Origin of the sequence: Pseudomonas sp. NFACC56-3, assembly GCF_900100025.1 — a bacterium.
GTDB classification, from domain to species: Bacteria; Pseudomonadota; Gammaproteobacteria; order Pseudomonadales; family Pseudomonadaceae; genus Aquipseudomonas; species Aquipseudomonas fluorescens_AA.
Window position 1 is genome coordinate 1 of sequence record NZ_FMTK01000027.1, and the last position, 25,283, is coordinate 25,283.

The 25,283-nt window shown below is 59.4% G+C and carries 22 protein-coding genes and 4 pseudogenes; 6 read left to right on the forward strand and 20 right to left on the reverse strand.

Going from position 1 to position 25,283, the window contains the following annotated elements; translation table 11 throughout:
• A pseudogene (locus tag BLO80_RS26000) lies at positions 1–732 on the forward strand (zinc-binding dehydrogenase); the annotation flags it as partial.
• Between the two features lie 205 nt (positions 733–937).
• Positions 938–2,692, forward strand: coding sequence for an FAD-dependent monooxygenase (locus BLO80_RS26005; RefSeq protein ID WP_092332532.1), 1,755 nt, complete (start codon positions 938–940; stop codon positions 2,690–2,692).
• Between the two features lie 181 nt (positions 2,693–2,873).
• On the opposite strand, the pseudogene BLO80_RS26010 reads toward BLO80_RS26005, so the two are convergent.
• From BLO80_RS26010 to BLO80_RS26055, 10 genes and pseudogenes are all read right to left on the reverse strand, one after another.
• A pseudogene (locus BLO80_RS26010) lies at positions 2,874–3,005 on the reverse strand (SDR family oxidoreductase); the annotation flags it as partial.
• Positions 3,006–3,524: 519 nt separating this feature from the next.
• A complete protein-coding gene (locus BLO80_RS26015) occupies positions 3,525–5,120 on the reverse strand; it encodes a gamma-glutamyltransferase family protein (protein ID WP_175459552.1) in 1,596 nt (531 codons plus the stop codon).
• A 25-nt stretch (positions 5,121–5,145) separates the two neighbouring features.
• The gene (locus BLO80_RS26020; RefSeq protein WP_092332536.1) at positions 5,146–6,018 is read right to left on the reverse strand and encodes an ABC transporter permease; all 873 of its coding nucleotides are present in this window, start codon (positions 6,016–6,018) and stop codon (positions 5,146–5,148) included.
• Entirely contained in the window at positions 6,015–6,962 is a 948-nt protein-coding gene (locus BLO80_RS26025; RefSeq protein ID WP_092332538.1) for an ABC transporter permease, read from the reverse strand. Before BLO80_RS26025 ends, BLO80_RS26020 begins: the two co-directional genes overlap by 4 nt.
• 34 nt (positions 6,963–6,996) lie before the next feature.
• Positions 6,997–8,499 carry an ABC transporter substrate-binding protein gene (locus tag BLO80_RS26030; protein ID WP_092332540.1) on the reverse strand — a complete coding sequence of 501 codons (1,503 nt, stop codon included), beginning with the start codon at positions 8,497–8,499 and terminating at the stop codon, positions 6,997–6,999.
• A complete protein-coding gene (locus BLO80_RS26035) occupies positions 8,496–9,614 on the reverse strand; it encodes an ABC transporter ATP-binding protein (RefSeq protein ID WP_092332542.1) in 1,119 nt (372 codons plus the stop codon). The genes BLO80_RS26030 and BLO80_RS26035 overlap by 4 nt, the downstream gene beginning before the upstream one ends.
• Positions 9,611–10,615, reverse strand: coding sequence for an ABC transporter ATP-binding protein (locus tag BLO80_RS26040; RefSeq protein ID WP_092332544.1), 1,005 nt, complete (start codon positions 10,613–10,615; stop codon positions 9,611–9,613). Before BLO80_RS26040 ends, BLO80_RS26035 begins: the two co-directional genes overlap by 4 nt.
• Positions 10,612–11,349, reverse strand: a complete 738-nt coding sequence (locus tag BLO80_RS26045; protein ID WP_092332546.1) for a FadR/GntR family transcriptional regulator — start codon at positions 11,347–11,349, stop codon at positions 10,612–10,614. The genes BLO80_RS26040 and BLO80_RS26045 overlap by 4 nt, the downstream gene beginning before the upstream one ends.
• 547 nt (positions 11,350–11,896) lie before the next feature.
• A complete protein-coding gene (locus tag BLO80_RS26050; RefSeq protein ID WP_092332548.1) occupies positions 11,897–12,265 on the reverse strand; it encodes a VOC family protein in 369 nt (122 codons plus the stop codon).
• Positions 12,266–12,276: 11 nt separating this feature from the next.
• Complete coding sequence (locus tag BLO80_RS26055; RefSeq protein ID WP_092332550.1) at positions 12,277–13,353, reverse strand: zinc-binding dehydrogenase; 1,077 nt, start codon at positions 13,351–13,353, stop codon at positions 12,277–12,279.
• A gap of 222 nt (positions 13,354–13,575) precedes the next feature.
• On the opposite strand from BLO80_RS26055, the gene BLO80_RS26060 reads away from it, so the two are divergent.
• Positions 13,576–14,544 (forward strand): AraC family transcriptional regulator, encoded by a 969-nt coding sequence (locus BLO80_RS26060; RefSeq protein WP_092332552.1) that lies wholly within the window; start codon positions 13,576–13,578, stop codon positions 14,542–14,544.
• 40 nt (positions 14,545–14,584) lie between these two features.
• Here BLO80_RS26060 and BLO80_RS26065 read toward each other — a convergent pair whose 3' ends face one another.
• The 4 genes from BLO80_RS26065 to BLO80_RS26080 form a co-directional block, all read right to left on the reverse strand.
• Positions 14,585–15,553, reverse strand: coding sequence for a quinone oxidoreductase family protein (locus BLO80_RS26065; RefSeq protein WP_092332554.1), 969 nt, complete (start codon positions 15,551–15,553; stop codon positions 14,585–14,587).
• A 61-nt stretch (positions 15,554–15,614) separates the two neighbouring features.
• On the reverse strand, positions 15,615–16,193 hold the full coding sequence (locus BLO80_RS26070; protein ID WP_092332556.1) for a TetR/AcrR family transcriptional regulator: 579 nt from the start codon (positions 16,191–16,193) through the stop codon (positions 15,615–15,617).
• Positions 16,194–16,327: 134 nt separating this feature from the next.
• Positions 16,328–17,077, reverse strand: coding sequence for a sulfite exporter TauE/SafE family protein (locus BLO80_RS26075; RefSeq protein WP_092332558.1), 750 nt, complete (start codon positions 17,075–17,077; stop codon positions 16,328–16,330).
• Between the two features lie 44 nt (positions 17,078–17,121).
• A complete protein-coding gene (locus BLO80_RS26080; protein WP_092332560.1) occupies positions 17,122–17,769 on the reverse strand; it encodes an AraC family transcriptional regulator in 648 nt (215 codons plus the stop codon).
• Positions 17,770–17,834: 65 nt separating this feature from the next.
• On the opposite strand from BLO80_RS26080, the gene BLO80_RS26085 reads away from it, so the two are divergent.
• Positions 17,835–18,470, forward strand: a complete 636-nt coding sequence (locus tag BLO80_RS26085; RefSeq protein WP_092332651.1) for a helix-turn-helix transcriptional regulator — start codon at positions 17,835–17,837, stop codon at positions 18,468–18,470.
• Between the two features lie 55 nt (positions 18,471–18,525).
• On the opposite strand, the gene BLO80_RS26090 is transcribed toward BLO80_RS26085, so the two are convergent.
• The 5 genes and pseudogenes from BLO80_RS26090 to BLO80_RS26110 all read right to left on the reverse strand — a co-directional run.
• Entirely contained in the window at positions 18,526–19,311 is a 786-nt protein-coding gene (locus BLO80_RS26090; RefSeq protein WP_092332562.1) for an ABC transporter substrate-binding protein, read from the reverse strand.
• Between the two features lie 105 nt (positions 19,312–19,416).
• A complete protein-coding gene (locus BLO80_RS26095) occupies positions 19,417–20,367 on the reverse strand; it encodes an ornithine cyclodeaminase family protein (RefSeq protein ID WP_092332564.1) in 951 nt (316 codons plus the stop codon).
• On the reverse strand, positions 20,364–21,341 hold the full coding sequence (locus BLO80_RS26100) for a threonine/serine dehydratase (protein ID WP_092332566.1): 978 nt from the start codon (positions 21,339–21,341) through the stop codon (positions 20,364–20,366). Before BLO80_RS26100 ends, BLO80_RS26095 begins: the two co-directional genes overlap by 4 nt.
• A gap of 24 nt (positions 21,342–21,365) precedes the next feature.
• Complete coding sequence (locus tag BLO80_RS26105; RefSeq protein WP_256574246.1) at positions 21,366–22,529, reverse strand: succinylglutamate desuccinylase/aspartoacylase family protein; 1,164 nt, start codon at positions 22,527–22,529, stop codon at positions 21,366–21,368.
• Positions 22,530–22,802: 273 nt separating this feature from the next.
• Positions 22,803–23,078, reverse strand: a pseudogene (locus BLO80_RS26110) (transposase); the annotation flags it as partial.
• Between the two features lie 69 nt (positions 23,079–23,147).
• On the opposite strand from BLO80_RS26110, the pseudogene BLO80_RS26115 reads away from it, so the two are divergent.
• Positions 23,148–23,315: pseudogene (locus BLO80_RS26115) on the forward strand (DNA polymerase V subunit UmuC); the annotation flags it as partial.
• A gap of 220 nt (positions 23,316–23,535) precedes the next feature.
• On the opposite strand, the gene BLO80_RS26120 reads toward BLO80_RS26115, so the two are convergent.
• Positions 23,536–24,429: an AraC family transcriptional regulator gene (locus tag BLO80_RS26120; protein WP_092332568.1), complete on the reverse strand. Its 894-nt coding sequence runs from the start codon at positions 24,427–24,429 to the stop codon at positions 23,536–23,538.
• A gap of 100 nt (positions 24,430–24,529) precedes the next feature.
• On the opposite strand from BLO80_RS26120, the gene BLO80_RS26125 reads away from it, so the two are divergent.
• Positions 24,530–25,273 (forward strand): SDR family oxidoreductase, encoded by a 744-nt coding sequence (locus BLO80_RS26125; RefSeq protein ID WP_092332570.1) that lies wholly within the window; start codon positions 24,530–24,532, stop codon positions 25,271–25,273.
• The last annotated feature ends 10 nt before the right edge of the window (positions 25,274–25,283 follow it).

Consider the following 25,283-nt stretch of genomic DNA (forward strand, 5'->3'; position numbering starts at 1 on the left):
CGCGACAAGGCCATGGAGAAGATCCGTGACCTGACCTGCCTGTCCGACATCCTGCCGACCGGCTACCACGGCGCCGTCACTGCTGGGGTTGGCCCTGGCAGCACCGTCTACATCGCGGGTGCCGGTCCGGTTGGCCTGGCGGCTGCCGCTTCCGCTCGCCTGTTGGGCGCGGCGGTGGTGATCATCGGCGACGTCAACCCGATCCGCCTGGCTCACGCCAAGGCCCAGGGTTTCGAAATCGCCGACCTGTCCACCGATACACCGTTGCACGAACAGATCGCTGCGCTGCTGGGCGAGCCTGAAGTCGACTGTGCTGTCGATGCAGTAGGCTTCGAAGCCCGCGGCCATGGCCATGACGGCGTCAAGCACGAAGCCCCGGCCACCGTGCTCAACTCGTTGATGGGTGTGGTCCGCGTCGCTGGCAAGATCGGCATCCCCGGCCTCTACGTCACCGAAGATCCGGGCGCAGTCGATGCCGCCGCGAAAATGGGCAGCCTGAGCATCCGCTTCGGCCTGGGCTGGGCCAAATCCCACAGCTTCCACACCGGCCAGACCCCGGTGATGAAGTACAACCGCCAACTGATGCAGGCGATCATGTGGGACCGTATCAACATCGCGGAAATCGTCGGCGTACAGGTGATCAGCCTGGACGACGCGCCGAAAGGCTATGGCGAGTTCGATGCGGGCGTGCCGAAAAAATTTGTGATCGATCCTCATCATCTGTTCAGTTGAGTAGCGCTCAGTCATAGCCACGCGGCTCGGTCAGAGCGGCCGGTGTTGGCTGCGCAGTTTGCAGCAGTTTCCCGTTGCGACTTGTCCTCTGCTGGCGAGCGGGTAAGTAAGGAGTTAGTAGCCGACTGATTGCCGTACCTATCGGTGCCATTTCTCCATAGCGAGAGGCGCAGACAAAAACATAAGAAACATGGAAATAACAATAATGAATGTTACCAAGCAGTTCGATACCGATGTCCTGGTGGTAGGTACTGGGCCTGCCGGTGCCACGACAGCACTGGCGCTTGCTACTTATGGTGTTCGAGTTCGCGCCATCACTATGTTTAACTATTTAGCCAATTCACCTCGCGCCCACATTACTAACCAGCGCTCCATGGAAGTCATGCGAGATCTTGATATTGAGGATGCTGTCCGAAAGCAAGCAACTCTCTGGGAGCAGATGGGCGACACGCTGATCACTACAAGCCTGGCGGGTGAGGAAATCGCGCGATTGCGAACTTGGGGATCCGGGGAGGCACGCAAAGGTGACTACATCAAGGGAAGCCCGTGCCCCATGGCAGATATTACGCAGCCCCTGATGGAGCCGATCTTGGTCCAACATGCAGCTGAGCGAGGAGCACAATTCTCTTTCAATACCGAATACCTGAGCCATGTCCAAGATGATGGCGGGGTAACCGTCACGCTTAAGGACGTTTTGACTGCGCGTGAATACACTGTACGCGCTCGTTATTTGGTTGGAGCGGACGGAGCCAATTCTAAAGTCGCTGCGCACATCCGCCTTCCTATCGAAGGTGAGATGGCGCGTGCCGGTACGGCTTACGTGATCTTCAATGCAGATCTAAGTCATTACGTTGAACATCGCCCGAGCGTGCTCCATTGGATCGCGAATCCAGTTGCTGGTTTTGGCGAGATCGGTTTGGGTCTCTTGCGTGCTGTACGGCCGTGGAATCAGTGGATTGCCGGTTGGGGTTTCGACATGTCCAAGGGGCCTGATTTCTCTCCGGAGTATGTGCTGCAGCGTATCCGTGCCCTCGTGGGGGACCCTAATCTTGAAGTTGAAATCGAGAAAAACTCGACTTGGTATGTGAACCAGGCATACGCGACCCACTACTCTAAAGGTCGTGTGCATTGCGGTGGTGATGCAGTGCACCGACATCCGCCATCCAGCGGTCTGGGATCGAATACATCTTTGCAAGATGGCTTCAATCTCGCTTGGAAACTCGCCTTCGTGTTGAAAGGCTATGCAGGCGAGGCACTGCTCGATTCTTACTCTCTAGAGCGTGCACCGGTTGGTAAGCAGATCGTTCTGAGGGCCAATCAGTCTCGCGCCGATTATGCCCTCTTTAAAGAATGCTTTCGTATGAATCAAGGTGTCGACAGCATAGAGCAACTGCTCGAAAGGATGCGCGCGCCGACTTTAGAAGGGGTTGAAACTCGCCAGCTTCTTCAGAAAGCGCTTGAGCTCAAGGATTACGAATTCAATGCCCAAGGTGTTGAGTTGAATCAACGCTACGAATCCAACGCAGTTATCGCTGACGAAAGGGCGGGCGAAGAGGTTTGGTCTCGCGACAAACAGTTGTATCTCCAAGCTACGACACGTCCTGGCGCCAAGATTCCTCACGCGTGGTTAGTAGATAGGAACGGGCTGCGCGTCTCAACGCTCGACGTGACGGGTAAAGGTAAATTCTCGCTGGTCACCGGTCTGGCTGGCCAAGCTTGGGTTAAAGCTGCTCGAGAATTGAACGTTCCGTATCTTCGAGCAGTGGTGACTGGTGAGCCGGGTACCGCTGATCCGTACTTAGATTGGCAGCGAATCCGTGAAATCCATGAGGCCGGGGCGATATTAGTTCGTCCGGATGGCTACATCGCATGGCGGCAAGCAAAGGCCGTATGGGACGATGGAGAGGCACTTGATCAACTTCGTAGCGCCCTGGAGCATGTTCTAGACAAAGCCTGCTAATCGACTTAGACGGAGACCGTTTGTTTCGCTGAAACAGGATTTGTCGATTTCCTTGTGTGTGACCTTGGCGGGGCCTGTCCGCGAACAGGGTTATTCAGGAAGCATCTGACAGGAAAGCACCAGGAACGGATTCGCCTTTGAGCAGACGCCCCCATTTGATTCGCATATAGGGACGTACGATTCATCCAGCGATGTAAAGCCCACCGTTCACATGCAGCACTTCACCGGTCATAAAGCTTGAGCCGTCGCTGCAGAGGAAGGCGATGACGGAGGCGATCTCGCTCGGCTGACCGAGGCGTTTCAGCGGGGTTTGTTCAATCTAGTCGCTGCCATGGCGCGTCGATATTTACTCTCCAGCGCAGGAGGGGCGCGTCCTTAATGAAGGAAATAGCTGCTGCGAGGCGCGTGCAGCGGCAAAAATGGATGGAATAGGCGGCAGACTTGATCGATTTTGAACGGCTGCCGTTTTTTGAAAGCGCTTATGGCTCAGCAGTCGAAAAATAGCGGCCTACTTCAGACCATCCCTAGGAACGAGCGTGATCTACAAGTCTAGAATCACTATCTACTCTCACAAATAATGGGAGGCCTCATATTTCGTAGGGTCATTAAATTTGAGTCCCGTTTCCCGCTCCAAGATTCAGAAAAAAGCCACTCAGATGAGTGTTTTTTTGTGCCTCAGAAGGGTTAGCTGGAAAACCCAATGCAAGCTCACCACAGCTCTGAGTCCCAGGCGAGAAAGCATGTTGGCAATAGCTTGCGGTGGGATGAGAGTTAGCGGTTTTAAGAGAATAATCCTACGCGCAACTAAGTTACGCGTAGGATCTGCGGACTTTCAGTACGCGGCTACCAGACCATCCTTCCGGGGATCAGTGCCACCCACATAACCATGAGTGGTGCGCTGGATAATCTGCGCGCCGCCAAAGGCGAATACGCCGTTAGGTTCTTCGACTTCTATGTCGTGGCCTTTGGCACGTAAGGCTTCGACCACCTGTGGGTCGAATGCACGTTCCACTGCGACTTTCAGGCCAGATTCGAGCCTCCAGCGCGGTGCGTCTGCGGCGGCTTGCGGGTTTTGTTTGTAGCGCAGGATGCGCATCATCATCTGCAAGTGACCCTGTGCCTGCATCGGGCCGCCCATCAGGCCGAAGGACATCAACGGCGTGCCGTCGGCGTTCATCACAAAGCCGGGGATGATGGTGTGGAACGGACGTTTGCGCGGTGTAACGTAGTTGACGTGCTGCGGATCCAAGGAGAAGGCCGCGCCACGGTTTTGCAGGCTGATGCCGGTGCCAGGCACCACGACACCTGAGCCGAAGCCCATGTAATTGGACTGGATGAACGAGATCATCATGCCGCTTTTATCGGCCGCCGACAGGTAAACGGTGCCGCCCGGTTTAGGCGAACCATGCCCAGGATTGGCGGCCTTGTCGGTGACGAGACCGGCGCGCTCCATCAGGTAGGTTTTGTCCAGCAGATGCTCGGAAGGCACGCGCATGTGGTCGTTATCCGCCACGTGTTCGTTCAGGTCGGCAAGGGCCAGCTTCATGGCTTCCAACACTGGGTGCACGGTTTCCAGACTGTCCACGGGATGCTCGCCGACGCCCAATGCTTCGAGCATCGTCAGGCCGGACAGGGTAGCGATGCCCTGGCCATTAGGTGGCAATTCATGAACCACGGCGCCGGCGTAGGGCACCGACAAGGTGTCGATCCAGTCCACCGTGTGGGTCGCCAGATCGTCGAGGCTCATGACGCTGCCATTGGCGTTGGCATGGGCGATGATGGCTTGGGCCAGTTCGCCGCGATAGAACGCTTCGCCTTTGGTTTGGGCGATCAGCTCCAGGGTGCGGGCGTGATCCTTGAGCCGGATTTTCTCCCCGGCCTGTGGTGCTTGGCCGTCGGGCAGGAAGCACTCGGCAAAACCGGGCTGATCCTTGAGCAGTTCAGCGCCGAGCTTCCACAGCTGGGCTATGATCGGGGTGACTTGGTAGCCATCCCGAGCATAGCCGATGGCCGGTTCAGCCAGGGTGGCGAAAGGCAGTTTTCCGTAACGCTCGGACAGCTCGACCCAGGCCGAAACCGCGCCCGGCACCGTCACCGCTGGCCAGCCGCGCTGGGGCATCTTGCTCTGCCCGGCGAAAAACTCAGGGGTCCAGGCTTGCGGTGCGCGACCGGAAGCATTCAGGCCCTGCAACTTGCTGCCGTCCCAGACGATAGCAAAAGCGTCGCTGCCGATCCCGCAACCGGTGGGCTCGACCACGGTCAGGACCATGGCGGCTGCGATGGCCGCGTCGACGGCGTTGCCGCCCTTGCGCAGCATGTCCAGCCCGGCCTGGGCGGCCAATGGCTGGGAGCAGGCGACCATGTTACTGCCCATCACTGGCGAGCGTGCCGAAGCGTAGGGTTGGCTGTAATCCAGATCATCAAACATTAGCGTTTCTCTTTGGCAGAAAAAGTTAGCCCTTGGGGTCCAGCGCATCACGCAAACCATCCCCCAGCAGGTTGAAACACAGGACCGTGATGTAGATCGCCACGCCAGGCGCAATCGACATCCAGGGGGCCTGCTCCATAAAGTTTTTCGCGGTGTTGAGCATCGATCCCCAGGAAGGCGAGGGCGGTTGCTGGCCCAAACCGAGGAACGACAGACTGGCTTCAGCCAGAATCGCCGAGGCGATGGTCAAAGTGGCTTGCACAACCAATGGCGACATCACGTTGGGCAGCACGTAGCGCAGGATGATCCAGCGATCCTGCAAGCCAATGGCACGAGCACCTTCCAGGTAATCTTCGTGTTTGATGGTCAGCACCTGACCACGGGTCAGTCGGGCAAAGATCGGCATGGCTGACAGGCCGATAGCGATCATTGCGTTGGTCAGGCTCGGGCCTAGGAAGGCGCCCAGCGCAATCGCCAATACCAGAAACGGGCAGGACAACAGCGCTTCCATGACACGGGATATCACCGCTTCGAGTTTGCCGCCGAAGTAACCGCCCAACAGGCCCAAAGGCACGCCGATGGCCATGGCGATGACCACCGAAACGCCACCGGCCAGCAACGAACTGCGTGCGCCCCAGAGCAGACGGGAAAACAGATCGCGACCCAGTTCGTCAGTGCCCATCCAGTAGATCAGCGATGGTGCCTTGCGGACCGCGAGAAAGTTGGCTTTCAGCGGGTCATGGGGCGCAATCCAGGGCGCCAGCAAGGCCGCCAGGACAAACAGCAGCAACACCGCCGCACCGAGTACCGCGCCTTTGTTGGCGAGGAATTTTTTCACGAACGGCGAGCGGCTGCGGGGGGCGATAATGCTATGAGGGAGGCTGGAAATAGCGGTCATGAAGCAGTCCTCAGACGCGGATTAATCATCCGGTACAGCACATCGGCGAGCAGGTTTAGCAGCAGGAAGCCAATTGCGATGCACAGCACCACGCCTTGCACCACGGCGTAATCACGATTGAACACGGCGTCGACAATCATCTTGCCGAAGCCAGGTATGCTGAAGACTTGCTCGGTCAGCACCGCGCCGCCGAGCAATTCACCAAACAGCAGGGTTGTCAGGGTCACAATAGGCATCAATGCATTGCGCAGGGCATGCTTGAGGATCACCGTGCGTGGGCGCAGGCCCTTGGCCCGGGCGGTGCGCACGTAGTCGGTGCGCAACACTTCAAGCATGGCGCTGCGGGTATGGCGCATGAGAATCCCCGACAACCCTGCACCGAGCACGAAGGCCGGCAGGATCAAGGTCTTCAGGTTTTGCCCGAAGTCCTCGCCCATGGGCACGAAACCCGAGGCTGGCAGCCATTGCAGTTTCACGGCGAAGACCATGATCAGCAGGATCCCCAGCCAGAAGTGCGGAATCGAGATCCCCGACAGCGCGATGACATTGGCCCCGTAATCCACGACGGTGCCTTTGCGTACGGCCGAGATAATTCCAGTGGGAATGCCGATCAGCAGTGCAATCAACAAGGCCAGCACTGCCAGCTCCAGGGTCACCGGCAACTTGGACGCCAACAGCGTGGTCACCGGTTGTTCGGTGCGCAGCGACGTGCCGAAGTCGCCGGTCAGCACGTTGCTGACCCAGCTCAGGTACTGCACGGGGATCGGGTCGTTGAGTCGATACTTGTCGCGCAGGTATTCCATCACCGCCGGATCGCGCTCTTCTCCAGCCATGGCCAGCACCGGGTCACCTGGCAACAGTTTCTGCAGGGTGAAGACGAAGAGCGAAACCAGGATCAGTGTCGGGATCGCACCAAGCAGGCGTCGCAGGATAAACATCAGCATACCGGCCCCTCGTTTTTGCGGCGATCATTCACAGTCATGGCTTGAACGCGACGTTGTTCAGACGAATCAGGCCATCCGGGTTTGGCACGAAACCAGTCACGTTGTTACGCATGGCCATGATTCGCGGATCGAAATACAGGTACGCGGTAGGCACTTCGTCAGCCAGCAAACGCAGGGCTTCGTTGTACAGGGCCTGGCGCTGGGCAACATCGTTGACAGTGCGGGCCTTGTCCAACAGCTCGTCGAGTTTGGCGTTGCAGTATTTGCCGTCGTTCTGGCCGCCCTTGCAGGTCACGAACTGGTGAATGTCGCCATCCGGATCAGGACGGCCCGACCAGGCGCTCATGCCGATCTGGAAGTTGCCGCTTTGCTGTTCGCTAAGCATGGTGGCGTATTCAGTGGCAATCAGATTGACCTTGAAACCCGCTTCTTCAGCCATGGCCTGAATGATCTGCCCGACCTGTTGTGCGATAGGGTTGTTGGCGACTTTCAGGTCCACTGCCAGTGGCAGCTTCACGCCTGCTTCGGCCAGCAAGGTCTTGCTCTTTTCCACATCGCGGGTCGGGATCGGCAGATCCTTGTCGTAGTACGGGCTGTTTTTCGGAAACGGCTGGGCGCTCGGCGCATACAGGCCTTCGAACACCACCTGGTTGATCGCATCACGGTCGATGGAAAGCTCGAATGCCTTGCGCACGCGCTTGTCTTTGCCCATCGGCGAGTTGGCCTTTTCGCCGTTGTTAATGTTGAACATCAACTGCATGTAGCCAAGCCCTGGCGTGTTATAGACCGCCAGCTTGCTGTCCGCCTTGGCGGTTTTTACGTCGGTGGGGGCAACCCGTTCGATGATGTCCAGGTCGCCGGAACGCAGGTTGGCCAGACGCACCGAGGTGTCCGGAATCGGTAGGAAAATCACCTTGTCGAAGTGATAAGCCTGCTTGTTCCAATAGTTGTCGAAGCGCTCCAGCACAATGCGATCCTGCTGCACGCGCTGGACGAATTTGTAAGGGCCGGAGCACACCGGTTTGGAGGCGAACTCACCCTGGGCGGCCTTCGGCGCAAGCATCATTCCGGCACGGTCCGAGAGTTGGGAGACCAGGGTGGCGTCCGCTTGCTTGAGTTTGATGGCGACGGTTTTGGCGTCGATCACTTCAACGCTGTCCACCGAGGCCAGCTCGCTCTTGCGCAGGGAGTCGGGCAGGGTGCGAGCGCGGTCCAGGTTGAACTTCACCGAGGCAGCATCGAACGCTTCGCCGTCGTGGTAAGTCACGCCTTCGCGCAGAGTCATGGTCAGGGTCTTGCCGTCTTCGCTCCAGTTCCAGGCAGTGGCCAGTTGTGGGGCGAAGGTCAGGTCCGGGTTCACATCCACCAGCTTGTCGCACAGTGCGGTATAGACCAGACGGCCCGAATAGGTACGCGAACGATGCGGGTCGAGCCCATCAGGATCGTCCTGAATGCCGATGCGCAGGGTGGACTCGGCAAAGGCGGCGTTGGCGGCCAGCAATAACAAGGTTCCTGTCATGACGCGTGCAATTTTCATGGCTGGCTCTCCACTGCAAAGGATTGATGGTTCTTGAACAGATTCAGGCGCTGGGTGTAGGCAGCGCTGGGTGTCGGCAAAATCAGGGTGCCTGCACCGGCATTGGCGATTTCACGCCAGAAGTGGCACGCCACCTGACGCTCGGCCTCGACGGTTTCCATTACCGGCACCACTTCTTTGCACAGCGCCCGGGCGTGCGGGCAGCGGGTATGGAAGCGGCAACCCGATGGCGGGCGACTCGGGCTCGGCATGTCGCCGCCCAGCAATGGGCGCGGCCGGCGCAGGTCCGGGTGGCTGACCGGCACGGCGGCCATAAGCGCCTGGGTGTAAGGGTGTAGAGGGGTTTCAAACAGGTCGTTGACCGGCGCCAGTTCGACGATTTCCCCCAAGTACATCACGGCTACCCGGTCGCTCATGTGGCGGATCACGGCCAGGCCGTGGGCGACAATCACCAGGGTCAGACCGAATTGATGCTTGAGGTCTTCCAGCAGGTTGACGACTTGCGCCTGCACCGAAACGTCCAGCGCGGACACGGGTTCGTCACCCAGAATCAAACGCGGGTCAGACGCCAGGGCCCTCGCAATGCCGATGCGCTGACGCTGGCCACCGGAGAACTCGTGAGGGTGGCGGCCGCCGTGCTCGGGCGCCAGGCCCACGGTGCGCAGCAACTCGGCGACTTTGGCCTGGCGGTCGCTGCGGCTGGCATCGCTGTGCAGCCAGATAGGCTCACCGACGATGGATTCCACAGTCATGCGCGGATTGAGCGAGGCAAACGGATCCTGAAAGATGATCTGCAAATCCCGCCGCACCTGGCGCAGCTTTTCCGGGGTCAGATTGGCCAGGTTACGGCCTTCATAAATGACGTCGCCCGCCGTAGGTTTGAGCAGGTTGAGCAGCAGACGGCCGAGGGTTGATTTACCCGAGCCGGACTCGCCCACCAGCGCCAGGGTCTCCCCTTTGCGCACCGACAGATTGACCTGATTGACCGCTTGCACCGGCGGCTTCTTGCGCTGGAACAAGCCGCTTTCCACCCCGAAGTGTTTGCTCAGGTCGATGCTTTCGAGAATGATCTCAGGGCTTGCACGCTTAACTATTTGGCGTTCAGAAAGGCTCACGCGCTGACCCCCATATGCTGTTCCAGTGGCGCACGAATGCACGCAGCGAAATGTCCGGGGGAAAGCTCAAGCAGCGGCGGGCGCGCCTCGCGACATGCCTGAATCACAAAAGGGCAGCGCCCGGCGAATCGGCAACCGGTGGGCATTTGCGCAGGCGTCGGGACGCGACCATTGATGGTTGCCAGACGACCTTCACGCGGGCCAATCGATGGCATCGAACCCATCAGGCCGATGGTGTACGGGTGCTGCGGGTCATCGAACAGGGTTTTTACCGGGCCGCTTTCCACCACTCGCCCGGCGTACATCACCATCACGTCGTCAGCGACTTCGGCGACCACGCCCAGATCATGGGTGATCAGGATCATGGCCGTGCCGGTTTCAGCCTGCAGATTGGCGATCAGCGACAGGATCTGCGCCTGAATGGTCACGTCCAGCGCGGTGGTGGGTTCGTCGGCAATGATCAGCGCCGGATCGTTGGCCAGGGCCATGGCAATCATTACCCGCTGCCGCATGCCGCCGGACAGTTCATGGGGGTAGGCGTCCAGGCGTTGCGCGGCGTCAGGCACGCGGACCTTTTCGAGCATTTGCAGGGCGCGCTGACGGGCGTCCTTGGCCGACAGACCCTGATGGCGGATCACGCTTTCGGCGATCTGCTCGCCAATGGTGAAGACCGGGTTCAAGGAGGTCATGGGCTCTTGGAAAATCATCGCCATGCGGTTGCCGCGCACATCCAGCAAGCGCTCGTCGGGCATGCCTAGCAAGGCTTCATCGAGCAGGGCGGACGTACGGGCGGCGATCTTGGCGGTGTCGGGCAGCAAGCCCATCAGCGCCATGGACGTAACGCTTTTACCACATCCGGACTCTCCGACGATGGCCAGGGTCTTGCCGCGCTGGACCGAGAACGAGACGCCGTCCACGACATTGGCGGGTGCACCTGCAAAGCACACGGTCAAGTTGCTGACACTCAATACCGTGTCGGTGGCCTGAGTTGTGGTGCTCATAAACTTGCCTCCAGGTCTTGATTGATGACGTTGTCCAGCGCCTGTTGCAGCGCGCGCAAATGGCCACGCATGGCCGTGGCGGCCTTGACCGGATCACGGTTTTCGATAGCGTCAACAATGTCGTTGTGGTCGTGGCTGTAGGTGTCGAGGCGGTCGGCGTTGCGAGCCCGCTGACGCAGGTCACGCCAGGCCGGGTCGAGCCGGATCGCATCGAGCATTTCAAAGATATCCAGCATCAGGCGGTTACCTGCGGCCTCGGCGATCCCGCGATGCAGGGCGCTGTCCCACAGCTCAATGCCCTCGGCATCGGCAGGCTCGGCGGCCTGTTGGTGTCGGGTGCGTTCGGCAAGGCGGCGCAAAATGGCTATCTGGTCGCCGTTGGCTCGAACCGCCGCCAGGGATGCCAGTGCCGGCTCCAGATGCAGGCGCGCTTCCATAACCTCGCTGAAGTTAGTCCGCCCGGACAACCGGGCAAAGCTCATGGCCGCACTGGGTGGAGTAGGGCCGACGAAGGTTCCTTTGCCCTGACGCCGCCAGATCTGCCCTTCGGCTTCCAGCACCGACAGCGCCCGCCGGATGGCCCGGCGACTGAGGCCAAAATCGGCGGCCAGGTCCCGCTCGGTCGGCAATGCCCGGTGTGGGAAAGCAGCATGTTGCGCGACCATCTGCCGCAAGGCATCCAGCGCTAGTTTCGAAGTGTTGTCGATGGGGGTGTCAGGGTCGAACCTTTGCATCGTGGTGCTCGCGCCAAGAGTATAAAAAAAGGCTCCGAGCTGACTGTAGGCAGGAGATCGAGGCAAAAGGGTAAGTGCAAGCGCGATGCCAATTGAAATTGGTTCGCCTCGGGATTAGCGCTATGTGCTTAGCTATTACTCAGGAGCAGCGGCGGCGGGGCCCAATAAGTCAGGGTTCGTCGGGTTGGTTCAGGGGATTAAAGAGGATTGGTTCGTGGATAATCGAACCAATTTCCGCCGCTTATGCAGATTGTGCATTGATTCGTGCGTAGTGCGCCGGGGTGGTGCTTGGCTCCTGGAATTCGCTTCTCTGATGCCGAAACAGCTGTGCCTACGACCCCAGGCCCTTTATCAGATCATCACTGACGAGGGCGAACTCCTGAAGGTTGGCATCAGCGGTAATCTTCGTAAGAGGCTCAGGTGAAGGCGAGACTGCCCACGTCGTGGCGCCTGGCCCCATGCGCCCATTGAGCTTTGTTGCCAGCACCTTGACACCAACACACCGGTTCGGCCGAGCGCGGCATATTGCACGGTAACGCCTCCGATTTTAAGTGGCCGTCGTTGCCTGGTAGTACTCGACCACCAGCCCATCGCGATGCCGCACGGTAGCGTTACGCCCTTCCGGCGCCTGCTGCGGCTCGTGTATCACGGTGGTGCCTTGCGTTCGCAACCAGTCAAGAGTTTCATCGAGCGAATCAACCATGAGCAGCGCCGTCGATATGCGCACTGGCGCTAACGCTGCTTCGCTGCCAGCGAGCAAAACGAATGCTCCGACCACGGCAACCTCAATTCCACGCTCCGCGAACGAGAGACGCCGTTCGCACTTCTTGTCTTGCAGCTGCTCGTAGAACGCAACAGTGACTTCCAACTCGCTGGGCTCTATGTACAGCCGAAAAGCATGATGAAGTAGATGCATGGTTCATTTCCTTATTTCCTGTGATTGATGACGACACATTCGAGGCCACTTGCTCGGCGCGCTGCTTCCATTGCTTCTGGTAGATCTCTTATCGAAAACACGCGCGGCCGAATCGCGGAGATATCAAGCAGACCACTACGAATCAGTTCCAGCAGGCGCCGATACGCATCGCGTGAATACATGAAGTTGCCTATCACTTCCCAGGCGTGGAGCATGACCTCGGTATAAGGCAACGGCAAAGGCACTGCCATGCTGCCCATGAGCACCAGCCGGCCACCGTCAACCAAGCTGCGTAATGCAGTCAAGGTCGCGCCGGCATCAGTCGCGCCCCCGACCATGTCGAGAGCCATATCCACACCGCCACCCGTGAGCGAATGAATCCGTTCGACATCGCTCGCCATGTCACCCGTCGCCACCAGCGTAGTCAGGCGCTTGTCGGCTACTGCCGCGAGCTTGTCCAGCTTCCTGCGATCGCGCCCCAGTGCAATCACGCGAGCAGCTCCCATCGCCAGACCCAGCAGTGCCCCGGCACCCCCGTAGGCGCCAGTCGCACCGGAGACGAGCAAGGTCTCGCCCGCGGCAAGGCGACCGCGAAGCAAGCCCCCATAGGGCACAACATGTCGCATGGTCACGGCGAGCTGGGCCGCATCGAGCTGCTCCAAACCGTCAACGGACGTCACAAGGCTCGCGGGAACCACCGCATATTCGCTGAGGGTTCCGTCCGGCCAATCCTGTTGCATATGCCGACCGATCGGTCCTTGAGCCGTTACACCGACCAGAATTTGACCCGGATCTCGCACGTTTTCGTGGGCGACGAGATGCGACGAAATCACCACCCGCTGACCGACCTTCAAGTGCCACACGTTCTCGCCAATGGCCTGAATCACACCCACTCCGTTACCGCCGGGGATAAACGGGATTTCGGGCGCGCGATAGACCGGTAGCTTCCCCTCGACGTAGTCCTTCATGTAGGACATCAGCACGGAGGCCTCCATGTGCACAACAACGCTACCTGGCCGCGGTTGCGGCTGAGATCGTTCGCATAGACGGAATGGCCCGCCCAGTCCATCCAGTTGCCAGGCCTTCATGAGAGTTACTCCAGTTGTTCGAGCGAAAGATTGCCGCAGGTCGTCGTGGGATAACCGGCAGTACAAGCGCCGGTTGACCACGAATGAGCGCAGATTCCTGCGCAACGCGGACGTGCAGTGGTGCGTTGTTTGCACCGTCCTGACGAGCGCATACCTAATAGTCGCCGCCCCAAGCCCGGTTTTGTATAATCAAAACGACCTATTTTCTAATCGATCGTACAAATGGACGCACTTTCAGATGTGTTGTCGATATTTCGGGTAAGCAGCACGCTGTCTTCCCGCTTCGAAGGGCGCGGGGCTTGGGCCTTCCGCTTTCCTGCTTATTCACACATCAAGTTCGGCGGTGTGCTGGCAGGTCGTTTCCATCTGTGGATCGAGGACGCCCGGCCGCCGATGACACTCGAAGAAGGCGATTTTTATATGCTGACGAGCGGGCAGCCGTTCTGCTCCGCCAGTGATCCATCGCGATCCCCGCTCGATGGACCACAGGTCTATCGCTCCATCCGTAGCAATGACGGGGTCGTCCGGTATCAAGGCGACTGCGCAGAACACTACCCCGCCGTCAGCCTGGCCAGCGGTCGCTTCACTTTCGAGGATGATGTCAATGAAATTCTTCTTCGGCACCTGCCACCAATCATTCACCTACGCAGGAACGATGCGGGCACCACTGCGCTTTCCCTGCTACTCGACCTGCTCAAGGACGAGGTGAGTGAGATGCAACCGGGCGCAGAAGTGGCACAGAGCAGTCTGGCCGCCCTGGTACTGGTGAATGTATTGCGAGCCTATCTGAAGGTCACGCCATCACCGCCGGGGTGGCTTGGGGCACTTGCCGATCCGCGCATCGGCAAGGTCTTGTCGCTGATGCATGGTCGTCCAGGCGAACGCTGGACGGTTGATCAATTGGCGTCCGTGGCGAATATGTCAAGAACCGCCTTCTCCACGCATTTCCGTCGACTGGTCGGAAACCCGCCGCTGGACTACCTCAACCAGTGGCGGATGACTGTCGCGCGTACAGCACTTCGCCACTCGGAGGAATCGTTAGTCGACATTGCCGAACGCATCGGCTATCAGTCCGACACCGCGTTCAGCATCGCCTTCAAGCGCTGGTCGGGACAGAGCCCGGGTAGATTCAGGACACAAAGCCGGATGGCCGCGCCCTCTAAAGATGAGCATCCGCCCCGAGCACTGTGACCTAGAACGCCAAGGACGCATTCATGCTACTGAACACGCCTCATGGAATCAGCAACAGCTTTCCCGTGCTGCGTCGTGATTGAAGGTCGATATGCGCACGAGCCGCCTCTCTAAGGGGGTAGCGCTGGCCGATCGTCACCTTCAGACGCTCACTGCCGACCCATTCGAACAGTTCGTTCACGCACGTCAACAACGTGTCGCGGGTCGCGATGTGATCGCTGAACTTTGGAAATCCGATCATGATGCTTCGCGGTAGCGCCGCGATGTTGATCGATGGCGGGCTACCGAGGACAGGGCCGTAGTATGCCAGCACGCCATGGTGGCGAAGTGACCCCATGGAATCTTGGAAGGTCGCGGCACCAGAGCCGTCGTAGACGACATTGACACCTTCGTTCGCGGTCAGCCGCATTACTTCATCGACAAACCGGCCATCCGACGACACTATCACGTCGTCCGCTCCAGCTGCCCGTGCTATGGCTTCCTTGTCAGCCGACGAGACACGTGCGATCACCCGTCCGCCACGCAGCTTGATCATCTGGGTGAGCAGCAAACCTACGCCGCCGGCCGCTGCGTGCACGAGTGCGACGTCGCCCGGTTTGACTGCGTAAAACCGGGTGGCGAAGTGATGGGCAGTGACGCCTTGCATCATTAAGCCTGCCGCAGTGTCGTCTGGAATCGACGCGGGCACGGATACGAGCGAATCAGCCGGGACAATGACGTGCTCCGCATAGCTTGCTTGCGCGTACACCCATGCAACACGCTCGCCCATAGTCAGCGATTGCACACCTTCGCCAAGGGCTATCACCTCACCTACGCCTTCTACGCCAGGAATCAAAGGCAACGGCTGATCCCGCCAAAGTTGGCCGTTTCGTACGCCGATATCCATGAAGTTCACGCCGACAGCTGTCGTCCGAACAAGAACCTCTCCTGCGCGTGGTTCTCCCGTGGGCACGTTGCGCCAGACGAGCTGCTCAGGTCCACCATGTTGAAATAGCTGGATCGCGTTCATTGACGTTTCCTTTAGAGCCACTAATACTTGACCATTCAGTCCACATCAGGTCAAAAAAATACTAGCTGATGCAACGCAAAGCTGTCTTTGCGATTCCCTCAAGCGTTGCCCGGGATGCGCCGGCGCGCGCCGCCACCTTGATGCCAGACAATGTTGCTAGGATAAAACTAGCCAAATCATCTGGCCGGGTGGATTTAGATAACGTTCCGGCGCGCTGTGCCTCGGTCACGCGTGCCGAAATCGCGGCTGCCAGCGTTCGCGATGCAATGTCGGAGATCATGGCCACTTCCGAATTCGCTCTTCCGAATTCGCAAATCGCACTTATCCCTAGGCAGGAGGGCGCGGGGTCGGAAGCAGCATCATTCACCATACGCAGGAGCAGCGCCTTGATCCCGTCGACTGGTGATGCTACCGAGTTCAGCGTGCGGAGCTGGTCACCCACGCTCTCGCTCGTATATTGACGGAGCACTTCGAGATACAACTGCCACTTGTCGCCAAAGGCGTTATAAAGGCTCTGCCGGCCCACCCCCATCGCCTTCAACAGGTCCTCGGTCGACGTACCCTCGTACCCATGCTGGGCGAAAATCCTGCTGGCTCGCTGCAATACAACGTCGCGGTCAAATTGTGTAGGTCTAGCCATGTCAAGAAAAATAGCTGTTATTGACTGATGTGTCCATAACAATTGGTATCGTTAGAGCAATCGATTGGACTGAGCGTGTGGATCGGCAACATAAAGCTCGAGCCGACGAACCGGATTCGCCCAGCCGCGATGGTCTAGAACCAATAATGGCAAGCGTAAAAAACGGTCATGAGCGCGCCTGTTCCGATTACGACTGCGCGTACCAGCCAGCCTGGCAACCAGCGGGTCAGGTGGCCCCCTGCATAGCCGCCGAGCAGCGCGCCAAGGAGCATTGGTAGGGCTGCGGCCCAAATCACGGCGCCCTTGACGATGAACACCAAGACCGCCGCCAGGCTCACGCTGCCTGCAATGAGATTCTTCAGGACCTTGATTTTGCGGATGTCCTGCGGCTCGCTCAACGCAATGACGGAGGACAGCAGGATGCCGAGGCCTGCGCCGAAAAAGCCGCCGTACAGTGAGCTCAGTATCAGCGCGGGCAACGCGCCTTTCGAGGAAATGGATGCACGCCGATGCATCGACCATCGGCCGAGCATCGGCGCCACCGCGAAGAGAGCAGTGGCGAAGCCGATCAACGCCGGTACCGGCAACATGAAAGCTTCGCTCGGCAGCGCGAGCAGCAGGACTGCGCCGACCATGGCCGCACAGAAGGCAACGACCAATGACCCGATCAGTTGCCTATCCATAGGCGGCATCTTGCGCCTGTCGGCCAGTGCCGCAAGCCAGTGCCCTGGTGCGATGGCAACTGCGTTGGTGGCATTGGCCAGCACCGGAGGCAATCCGCCCATCAGCATGATCGGAAAGGTGATCAACGTCGCCCCCCCGGCTACGGCATTGACCACTCCGCCGACAATGCCGGCGCAGAACAGCAACAATATTTGATTCATTCCCGACTCCTCTGCAGTCGGGGAAGATACCGTGATGGCCGGACTCATCTCTCGTACGTTTGTGACCGGCCGAGGCTTTTCCGGTAAGCCCCAGGAGTCGTGCCGAACACCCGGAAAAAATGCCGCGCCAAATGGGTTTGATCGCAGAAGCCGCAGGCGGCTGCGACATCCGCCAGTGCCGCTCCAGACCGGAGCTGGCGACGGGCATCGTTCAAGCGGGCCACGACACTATGGGCGTGAGGCGGTATACCGAACTGTCGAGTGAACTTGCGGGTGAATGCTTCGCGACTCAGGCCGGCTTTTGCAGCCAATCGGGCAATGTTTGGTTCTGCTGGGATAATCGCATCGTTAGCATGAAAGAGCGCACCAATAGCGCTGGTGTACGTGTCGGCACCGGGGCGAAAGGTGAGCACATGCGGTTGAGCGCCTAGTTCGAGGTCGCTGATGTAGAGATTCAGGCAACGTGTCCCAGGCTGCACTTCCGACAGGCTGGCGTGAGGACAGCCTGCGGGGATGTACAGGCAGGAACCCGCCGGAACATGGATGCGCTCGCCACCGATGCGAAAGAATCGACATCCGCTGATCACGAAGGTGAGTTGATGTTCATCATGGAAATGCACGCCAGACACCGGTGTGTCATCGCCTGACCAGGCGCCGTATTCGGCGAAGTCATCGCGCCAATAAGTCCACATCCACTCACTCCGGTTTTACCTATGATTCGTTTATGATGGTACGCATTCTGACAATCGGACCCGACATGAGCCCAACGCGCGACGCCTTCGCCAGCCGCCTGATCAACTACAAGACCATCGCCGACAGCATGGCCACTTTGCTGTTTCCACATGCAGAGGTGGTGCTGCACGATTTGGCGACGCAAACGGTCGTGCACATCGCCAACAATATCTCCAAGCGCAAGATCGGCGACGACTCGGCGTTGGAAGAGGTCGGTGGCGATCTGAGCCAGCAATTGAGCTTGGGCCCTTACGAAAAACTCAATTGGGATGGCCAGCGCGTAAGGTCTATCACCAGTGTCCTGCTGGACGGTCAAGGTAAGCCCGAAGTGGCGCTGTGTATCAACCTCAACTATTCAGTACTGGAGCAGGCGCGGGATGCGCTGAATCTGTTCTTCCAGGCCAGTCGAATGGTCACCCAGCCCGAAGCGCTGTTTCGTGACGACTGGCAAGAGCGTATCAACACATTCCTGCACCGCTGGCTGCAGGACAGACACCTGGCGCTCAACAGCCTGACTCGGGCCCATAAACGCGACCTGATCGAGGCCCTGTTTCACGAAGGGGCTTTCGACGGTAGAAGCGCCCACGATTATGTTGCCAACGTCCTGAACATGGGGCGCGCAACCGTCTACAAATACGTCAAAGCGTTCCGGGACGCCTGATCGAGAGGCGGAGGGATGGGAGCGAACAAGTCCGCTCCCGATGTCTCAGCGCCGATCACTGCCCATAGATATCGAAGCTGAAGTACTTCTGATCAATCTTCTGATACTCGCCACTAACCCTGAGCGCGGTAATCGCGCTATTAAAACGGCTTACCAGGTTCTGATCATTTTTGCGCACAGCAATGCCCACGCCATCACCGAAGTATTTCGGATCGCGCAATGGCTCCCCCACAAAGGCGTAGCCCTTGCCATTGTCGGTATCGAGAAAGCCCAACTGCACAGCGACGTCATCGCCCTGTACCGCATCCAGACGACCTGCCAACAGATCGAGATACGCCTCGTTCAGCGTGGCATAACGCACAACTTCTGCGCCTGTGGGCACCAGCACTTCAGTGGCGAAGCGGTCATGGGTGCTGGACCGCTGCACGCCAATGCGCTTGCCCTTCAGTTCGCTGAAGTTGCTGCTCAGGGCAAAGCCTTTCTTCATCGCGATGCGACTTGCGCTCTGGTAATACTTGTCAGTGAAATCCACCGATTTCTTGCGGTCTTCAGTGATGGTCATCGAGGACAGAATCGCGTCGATCTTGCGCACTTTCAGCGAGGGAATCAGGCCATCGAACTCCTGCTCGACCCATTCGCACTTGACCTCCATCTGCTTGCAAAGCGCGTTGCCGATGTCGTAATCGAAGCCGACGATCTGGCCATCGGCGGCTTTCGAAGCGAAAGGAGGATACGCCGCTTCGATACCGATCCTGAGGGTGTCCTGGGCGAATGTCGCCGGAGCGACAAATGCACAAACGAGTGAGAGGGTAGTCCAACGCAACAACGGCTTTACAGTCATGATCCAGATCTCCGGCAAGTCGCCCGTTAAAGAAGGTCGATGAGCGTCCCGACCCGAGCCGGAACGCCTGTTGCAGTGGCAGTAAAGCGATTGAAAGTCAGGCCCTCACGCTTGGGCGCAGGACTCCAGTGCGCAGCGGGATATCTGTGCATCCTGTACCGCGACACCGGTGAGATCGACGATGGTGATTTGCTGATCGTTGGTGCGCCCGCTTACGTCACCCGCCAACACCTGGCCGAGCTCCAGCAGCTGTTCCTTGTCGATCAGCCCGGTTTTAAGCGCATGAGAAATTTCTCCGTACTGGCTGCACTGTGCGATCGAGTCCACGACGATGACATCAGCGCGGCCAACCAATGCCGGATCCAGCTCCTGTTTGCCCAAAGTATCCGCACCCACGGCGGTGATATGTGTCCCTGGGCGAATCCACTCGCTCTTGAGCAGTGGCTCACGAGAAGGTGTAGTGGTGACGATCAGATTGGCCTTGAGCGCGAGCTGCTGAGCGTTCAGCGTCGTTTCCACACCAAACCCCAAGGCCTCTGCAAAGTCGCGATAGGCATCCAGTTCAGATTGCCTGCGCCCCCAGACGATGACGTCGCGGCAATCTGTGACGGCCGTCAACTGCTCCAGTTGCATGCGTGCCTGCATGCCGGTGCCGACGATGCCGATTGCCTGAATGTTCGATGGCGCCAATGCTTTCGCGGCGATTTGCCCGGCGAGGGCGGTGCGGATGCAGGTGAGCCAGCCACCGTCCTGTAACAACGCCAGAGGCTGCCCGGTCTGAGCGGACAGCACCAGCATCAGACCATCGTTGCTTTCCAGCCCTTTGGAAGGGTTGTCATAGAAGCCGGTGGAAATCTTCACCGTGAACGTGTCTTCACCCTCGACCCAGGCCGATTTGATACAGCAATCGCCGTTGGCTTGCGGGAAAACGAAATTCTGTACCGGTGGGACTTTGACCTTGCCCTTTGAAAAAGCGACGAACCCTTGCGCGACCTGTTGGGCCGCCTCGGTCAGGTTCAATGCGCTGATGATCTGTTGTTGGCTATAAACGTTCACTGGATGGCTCCGACGAATTTTTCGAGAAGGATGTTGCGGCCGCACAGGACCACGGCGATCCGTTTGCCTTGATAATCGCCAGCTAGTTTCAGGGCCCCGGCAAGTGCGACTCCGGCTGCGCCTTCGATGATCCAGCGCTCATAGCGCGCAACCGCTTTCAGGGCGGCGCGGATGTCGTCTTCACTGACCAGCACTGTGCGATCGATGACGCGCTGGCACAGGGGGAAGGTGATGCTGCCAGGCTCGATGCCGCCTGCCGTGCCATCGGAGAGCGTGTCCAGTTCATCCATTTCGATGATTTCGCCGGCGGCCAGGGAACGTTCCATCGTCGGGGCGTTTTCCGGCCAGCAGCCAACGATCTCGACCTTCGGGCTCAGGTGCTTGAGCGCCGTGCCGATGCCCGACACCATACCGCCGCCACCGACCGCTACGAACACAGCATCGACTTCCGGCAACTGTTCGTGAATTTCCATGCCGATCGTGCCTTGGCCCGCGATGATTTGCAGGTCGTTATACGGCGAGACGAACAACGTGCCCTGACGCTCCGCCTGGCGCGCGGCTTCCAGTTCGACACTCAGCGGATCGGTATCGAGGGTGACGACATCGGCACCCAGAGCGCGGATCGCATCCAGCTTCAACGCCGAAGCCGTGGTGGTTGCATACACTGTGACTGACACACCGGCGGCCTTGCCCGCCAGTGCCACACCTTGGCCATGGTTGCCGGAAGACGCGGTGATTACGCCTTGCTGGCGCTGCTGTTGGGTCAGCAAACGGACCTTATTGCTGGCACCGCGGAATTTGAACGAGCCCGTGTGTTGCAGGTGCTCACACTTGAGGTACAGCTCGACTCCGCTCAAGTCTGACAGACGCGGGCTATAGGTCAGCGGAGTTACGGCAACCCCAGGACGTAGCTCCGTGTGGGCCTGCTGGATGGCGCCGAACAGCTCGGCGAAGGTTTGATTATCGATTGCCATGAGACGTCCTGATTGAATATTTGATTAGAAGTGCTGCAGCAGCTTGCCTGGTTGACGGTGCGGAAGGGGGGTCTTGCTGGCGAGCAAGGCAACGCGCTGTCCTGCGCGGACCAGCTTGAAAAGAGGTTGCACAATCACGACGCCATCGACATCGCTATTCACCGCAATTCGTGGTGTGCCCAAGGGCGCATCAAGCGGCACAATTTCGGCGATCAGCTCATCGCGGCTCACAGCTTCGCCAAGACGTTTTTTCCACACGAGCAGGCCGTTGCCGTTTGCCTGTAAATGCGATGCGCCCTCCAGCGGATACACCTCTACCCGATGCACGTCCGGCTCTGGCACCTCCATCGCCAACAGGCCCTCGAGAGCCAGGAAGCGCAAGATGCCTTCGGCGTCTTCCCGTGCCAGCTCGTCATCGACATCCGCCTGTCCGCGCAGCTCGATGCTCGCCGCAAAGCCCCTCTGCTCTGGAGAGGCCAAGCCATTTTCGACGAGCATTCCCCAGGGCTTGTTGTACGCCTCGTCGAACGGCTGGCCGCCCGCTTCATCCTCTAGGAACACTGTCCCGATGTTCATGCACGCCGCGAGGTCGACAGCGCGTTTGCGTTGGTCGTTGATGCAATAGAGGTGCATCACGGCAGCGGTGTCGCAGTGCAGGTCAAGCACCAGATCGTGTTTGAACGCTTCTTGGAGCAGGGCTCGCTTGCCGCTTGCCACGCATTCCCGTAACGCAAGGCTGCTTAGCGATTGACCGAGCAGGTCCTTGAGTTGTGCTCTGTCAGAACGCTGCCCGGTGAGTGGCGAAACGATTTCCGCTAGTGCCTGGGTGGCATCTGGGAAGTTGCGGTTGAAGTTTTCCCCGTTAGCCAGATTAAAGCGCCCGGTCACATAACCGAATACGTTTTGTCCTAATCCGACAGGGTTTGCGAAAGGGCAAATCACAATATCCCCAAGAATGCGCTGCTCTTGTTCCAACCTCTGCAAGCGCTGTAACAAATGCTGCACCACCAGCAATCCGGGATGTTCGTCGGCGTGCAGGCCGGCCTGAACATAGGCGCTACGCCCGCCGCTCCCGCCTGTGAATCGATGCTTGATTAGTTGATGCTGGCTTCCGGGCGCAGGCGAAGGCAGCGTTACGATTTCTGTGATGACGGGCATGACGAACACCGACAGGCGTGGAATATTCATCTACGGTAGATCAAATATCCACGTAGTGCAACGATATGAACGGCGAAATGACCAGCTCTACAAAATTGAAGGGTGCGCCCGGTCTTCTAAAGGACACGTCAATGAACGCGATCCAGCTATTCCAACATGGTGGACCTGAGCAGCTCGACTGGCGCAACGTGCCCACGGGGGAACCATGCGCAGGCGAGGTTCCTCTACGGACGACGTGAACTTTAGCCTTTTCGGATAGGGCTCTTACTCTTGGCTCCCCATTCCATGGAACAGATGAAGCCGTTAGGCACTGTACGAAAAATACTGTCTCAAGCACCGTATGGCGCAAGCCAGTGAGACCACCGCCGCATAACTTTTCGCGAGCTTGTCGAAGCGCTTGACGATGCGGCGATTCTCCTTTAGCCAGCCGAACATGCGCTCAATAATGTTGCGCTGTCGGTATTTGGGGCGATCAAACAGTCTCGGTAATCCTGGCTTGGGTTTGCGCTTCATCGTGCGCAGCGGGATAACCGGCTGCATCCGATAGCGGTCGCAGTAGCGCCGCAACGCTTCGGTGTCCACGGTTTGGGGGGCGGTCGCAGGATGAAACTGCACCTGGACGCGATGGGCATCAAGAAAAGCTCAGGGGCGCAGAAGTCGCTTTGCAAGAGGGTTCGGATCAGCATCCGTACCGGCATGTTCAACCCGGAGGAGGCGAAGTATGCCAACGGGATGTTGGTTGAGCTGCCGTATCCGACTGACGATGTGCGTCTTTTGACGAAAGCGGCAATGGAGGCCTTGGATCGGGTTTTTCGGACGATGGGGCAGGGATTGCATTGCTAGCAGCGACAGTTATGCGTGTGGATTTTCGATAAAACGAGTCGAGGCCCTACCAAGTGGATATCACCAGCATCACGGCGTTGATGACTGTCTGGAATGCGTCATGGGCGAGCATCGCCGGATCGCACTCGGTCGCTTCGGGCCGCTCGCAGGTGACGTGGTCACGAGGCTGAGGCCGGCATCATCGGTATCTGCGTCAGCGCCTGGCATAGTGGCTGGGCGGCTCGCCCACGTGGCGGCTGAAGGCGACGCTAAAGCTGCTGGTGGAGCCATAGCCGACGCGTTGCGCCACGTCGGCCACGTGCAATCTGTCGCGCCGCAGCAGATCCTTCGCCACCTGCATGCGCCAAGCCAGCAGGTATTCCATGGGCGGCACGCCGACGGTGCGGGTGAAGCGGTCGAAGAACGTCGAGCGCGAAAGCGCGGCTGCCCGGGCGAGTTCGCCCACCGTCCAGGCGTGATCAATGCGCGCATGGATCCTTGTGAGCGCCAGTGCCAGCCGTTCGTCGTCCAGGCCACGCAGCAGGCCGGGCAGCGCGCTCCCCGTCGCCGTGCAGCGCATGGCTTCGACCAGCAGCATCTCGACCAGCCGGGACAGCATGTAGTCGCTGCCCGGTTTCCTGTCGTGGTACTCCTCGCCAATCATCTGCACCAGGTGCATCAGGCGGCCGACGCCGCGCACGTGGACCACGGTGGGCAGCAGCGTGACCAGCAGCGCGGCGTGGTCCGTGTCGAACAGGAAGGCCCCACCCAGCGCGCGCATGTCCGGCGCGCCGTCCTGCTCGCCATGACGCCTTTCGCCTTGCCCACCAGGGACGAGCTTCGGATCGATGAACACCGGCGGCGCCGGCAGGAAACTGGAGAGGGTAAATGGCGGCGTGGTCGGCAGCAGCACGAAATCGCCGGCGTTTATCGTGATTGGCGCGTGCCCGTCCACCGCAAGCAAGGCGCTGCCTTCTAGGACGATGCAGAACCCCGGCTGCCCGTACTCGGCATAGCGCACCGCCCAGTTGCCCTTGCCGCTGATGATGTTGGCGAAAACCGCCTGCGGGTGGAGCAAGCGGACGACGTCGGAAAGCGGATCGTGCATTTCGGATTTTCGCTAAAACAAAACGGATTCTGCATTATCGATCATCCGAGACGGCCGGACTATCGTTTCTTCCCGAGTCCACTCACCCCTGGAGAACGAAATGAAGACCGTCCTAATCACTGGCTGCTCCTCCGGCTACGGCCTGGAAACCGCGCGCCATTTCCTGGCCCAGGGCTGGAACGTCGTCGCCACCATGCGCCAGCCGCAACCGGCGCTGCTGCCGGCCTCGCCCGGCCTGCGCATACTGGCGCTAGACGTGACGCAGCCCGACAGCATCGCGCTGGCGCTGGAGGCCGCCGGCCCCATCGACGCGCTGGTCAACAATGCCGGCATCGGACTCTTCGGCGCGTTCGAGGCCACGCCTATGGCGACTGTGCGCGAGGTGTTCGAGACCAATACCTTCGGCGTCATGGCGATGTGTCAGGCCGTGATTCCCCGGTTCCGCCAGCGCGGCGCGGGCGTCATCGTCAACGTGACCTCCAGCGCCACGCTCGCGCCGTTCCCGTTGGTGGCCGCGTACACAGCGAGCAAGACCGCGGTGCAGGGCTTCACCGCGTCGCTGCGCCACGAACTGCAGGCGTTCGGTGTGCGGGTCAAGCTGGTGGCGCCCGGCTACGGTCCGTCTACCCAGTTCACCGCCAACGGGCAGCAACGTATGCAGGGCCTGATTCCGGACGCCTACGCGCCTTTCGCTCAGGAGGTGTTCTCGAGCCTTGGCCAACCGGCGGCGGTGACAACGGCGAGCGACGTCGCCCAGGCGATCTGGCAAGCGGCCAACGACGTATCCGAGCGGCTGCATTTCCCGGCCGGCGCCGATGCCGTGGCGCTGGCTGCGCAGCGCTAGGCCCGTCCTG

What these genes read in the sequence shown, in the direction of transcription:
- BLO80_RS26045 (WP_092332546.1), bottom strand. Translation starts at nt 11,349, where the DNA reads ATGCAAAGGTTCGACCCTGACACCCCCATCGACAACACTTCGAAACTA.
- BLO80_RS26065 (WP_092332554.1), bottom strand. Translation starts at nt 15,553, where the DNA reads ATGAACGCGATCCAGCTATTTCAACATGGTGGACCTGAGCAGCTCGTC.
- BLO80_RS26030 (WP_092332540.1), bottom strand. Translation starts at nt 8,499, where the DNA reads ATGAAAATTGCACGCGTCATGACAGGAACCTTGTTATTGCTGGCCGCC.
- BLO80_RS26025 (WP_092332538.1), bottom strand. Translation starts at nt 6,962, where the DNA reads ATGCTGATGTTTATCCTGCGACGCCTGCTTGGTGCGATCCCGACACTG.
- BLO80_RS26085 (WP_092332651.1), top strand. Translation starts at nt 17,835, where the DNA reads ATGAGCCCAACGCGCGACGCCTTCGCCAGCCGCCTGATCAACTACAAG.
- BLO80_RS26080 (WP_092332560.1), bottom strand. Translation starts at nt 17,769, where the DNA reads ATGTGGACTTATTGGCGCGATGACTTCGCCGAATACGGCGCCTGGTCA.
- BLO80_RS26015 (WP_175459552.1), bottom strand. Translation starts at nt 5,120, where the DNA reads ATGTTTGATGATCTGGATTACAGCCAACCCTACGCTTCGGCACGCTCG.
- BLO80_RS26005 (WP_092332532.1), top strand. Translation starts at nt 938, where the DNA reads ATGAATGTTACCAAGCAGTTCGATACCGATGTCCTGGTGGTAGGTACT.
- BLO80_RS26020 (WP_092332536.1), bottom strand. Translation starts at nt 6,018, where the DNA reads ATGACCGCTATTTCCAGCCTCCCTCATAGCATTATCGCCCCCCGCAGC.
- BLO80_RS26125 (WP_092332570.1), top strand. Translation starts at nt 24,530, where the DNA reads ATGAAGACCGTCCTAATCACTGGCTGCTCCTCCGGCTACGGCCTGGAA.
- BLO80_RS26120 (WP_092332568.1), bottom strand. Translation starts at nt 24,429, where the DNA reads ATGCACGATCCGCTTTCCGACGTCGTCCGCTTGCTCCACCCGCAGGCG.
- BLO80_RS26040 (WP_092332544.1), bottom strand. Translation starts at nt 10,615, where the DNA reads ATGAGCACCACAACTCAGGCCACCGACACGGTATTGAGTGTCAGCAAC.
- BLO80_RS26105 (WP_256574246.1), bottom strand. Translation starts at nt 22,529, where the DNA reads ATGAATATTCCACGCCTGTCGGTGTTCGTCATGCCCGTCATCACAGAA.
- BLO80_RS26070 (WP_092332556.1), bottom strand. Translation starts at nt 16,193, where the DNA reads ATGGCTAGACCTACACAATTTGACCGCGACGTTGTATTGCAGCGAGCC.
- BLO80_RS26050 (WP_092332548.1), bottom strand. Translation starts at nt 12,265, where the DNA reads ATGCATCTACTTCATCATGCTTTTCGGCTGTACATAGAGCCCAGCGAG.
- BLO80_RS26090 (WP_092332562.1), bottom strand. Translation starts at nt 19,311, where the DNA reads ATGACTGTAAAGCCGTTGTTGCGTTGGACTACCCTCTCACTCGTTTGT.
- BLO80_RS26055 (WP_092332550.1), bottom strand. Translation starts at nt 13,353, where the DNA reads ATGAAGGCCTGGCAACTGGATGGACTGGGCGGGCCATTCCGTCTATGC.
- BLO80_RS26060 (WP_092332552.1), top strand. Translation starts at nt 13,576, where the DNA reads ATGGACGCACTTTCAGATGTGTTGTCGATATTTCGGGTAAGCAGCACG.
- BLO80_RS26100 (WP_092332566.1), bottom strand. Translation starts at nt 21,341, where the DNA reads ATGGCAATCGATAATCAAACCTTCGCCGAGCTGTTCGGCGCCATCCAG.
- BLO80_RS26075 (WP_092332558.1), bottom strand. Translation starts at nt 17,077, where the DNA reads ATGAATCAAATATTGTTGCTGTTCTGCGCCGGCATTGTCGGCGGAGTG.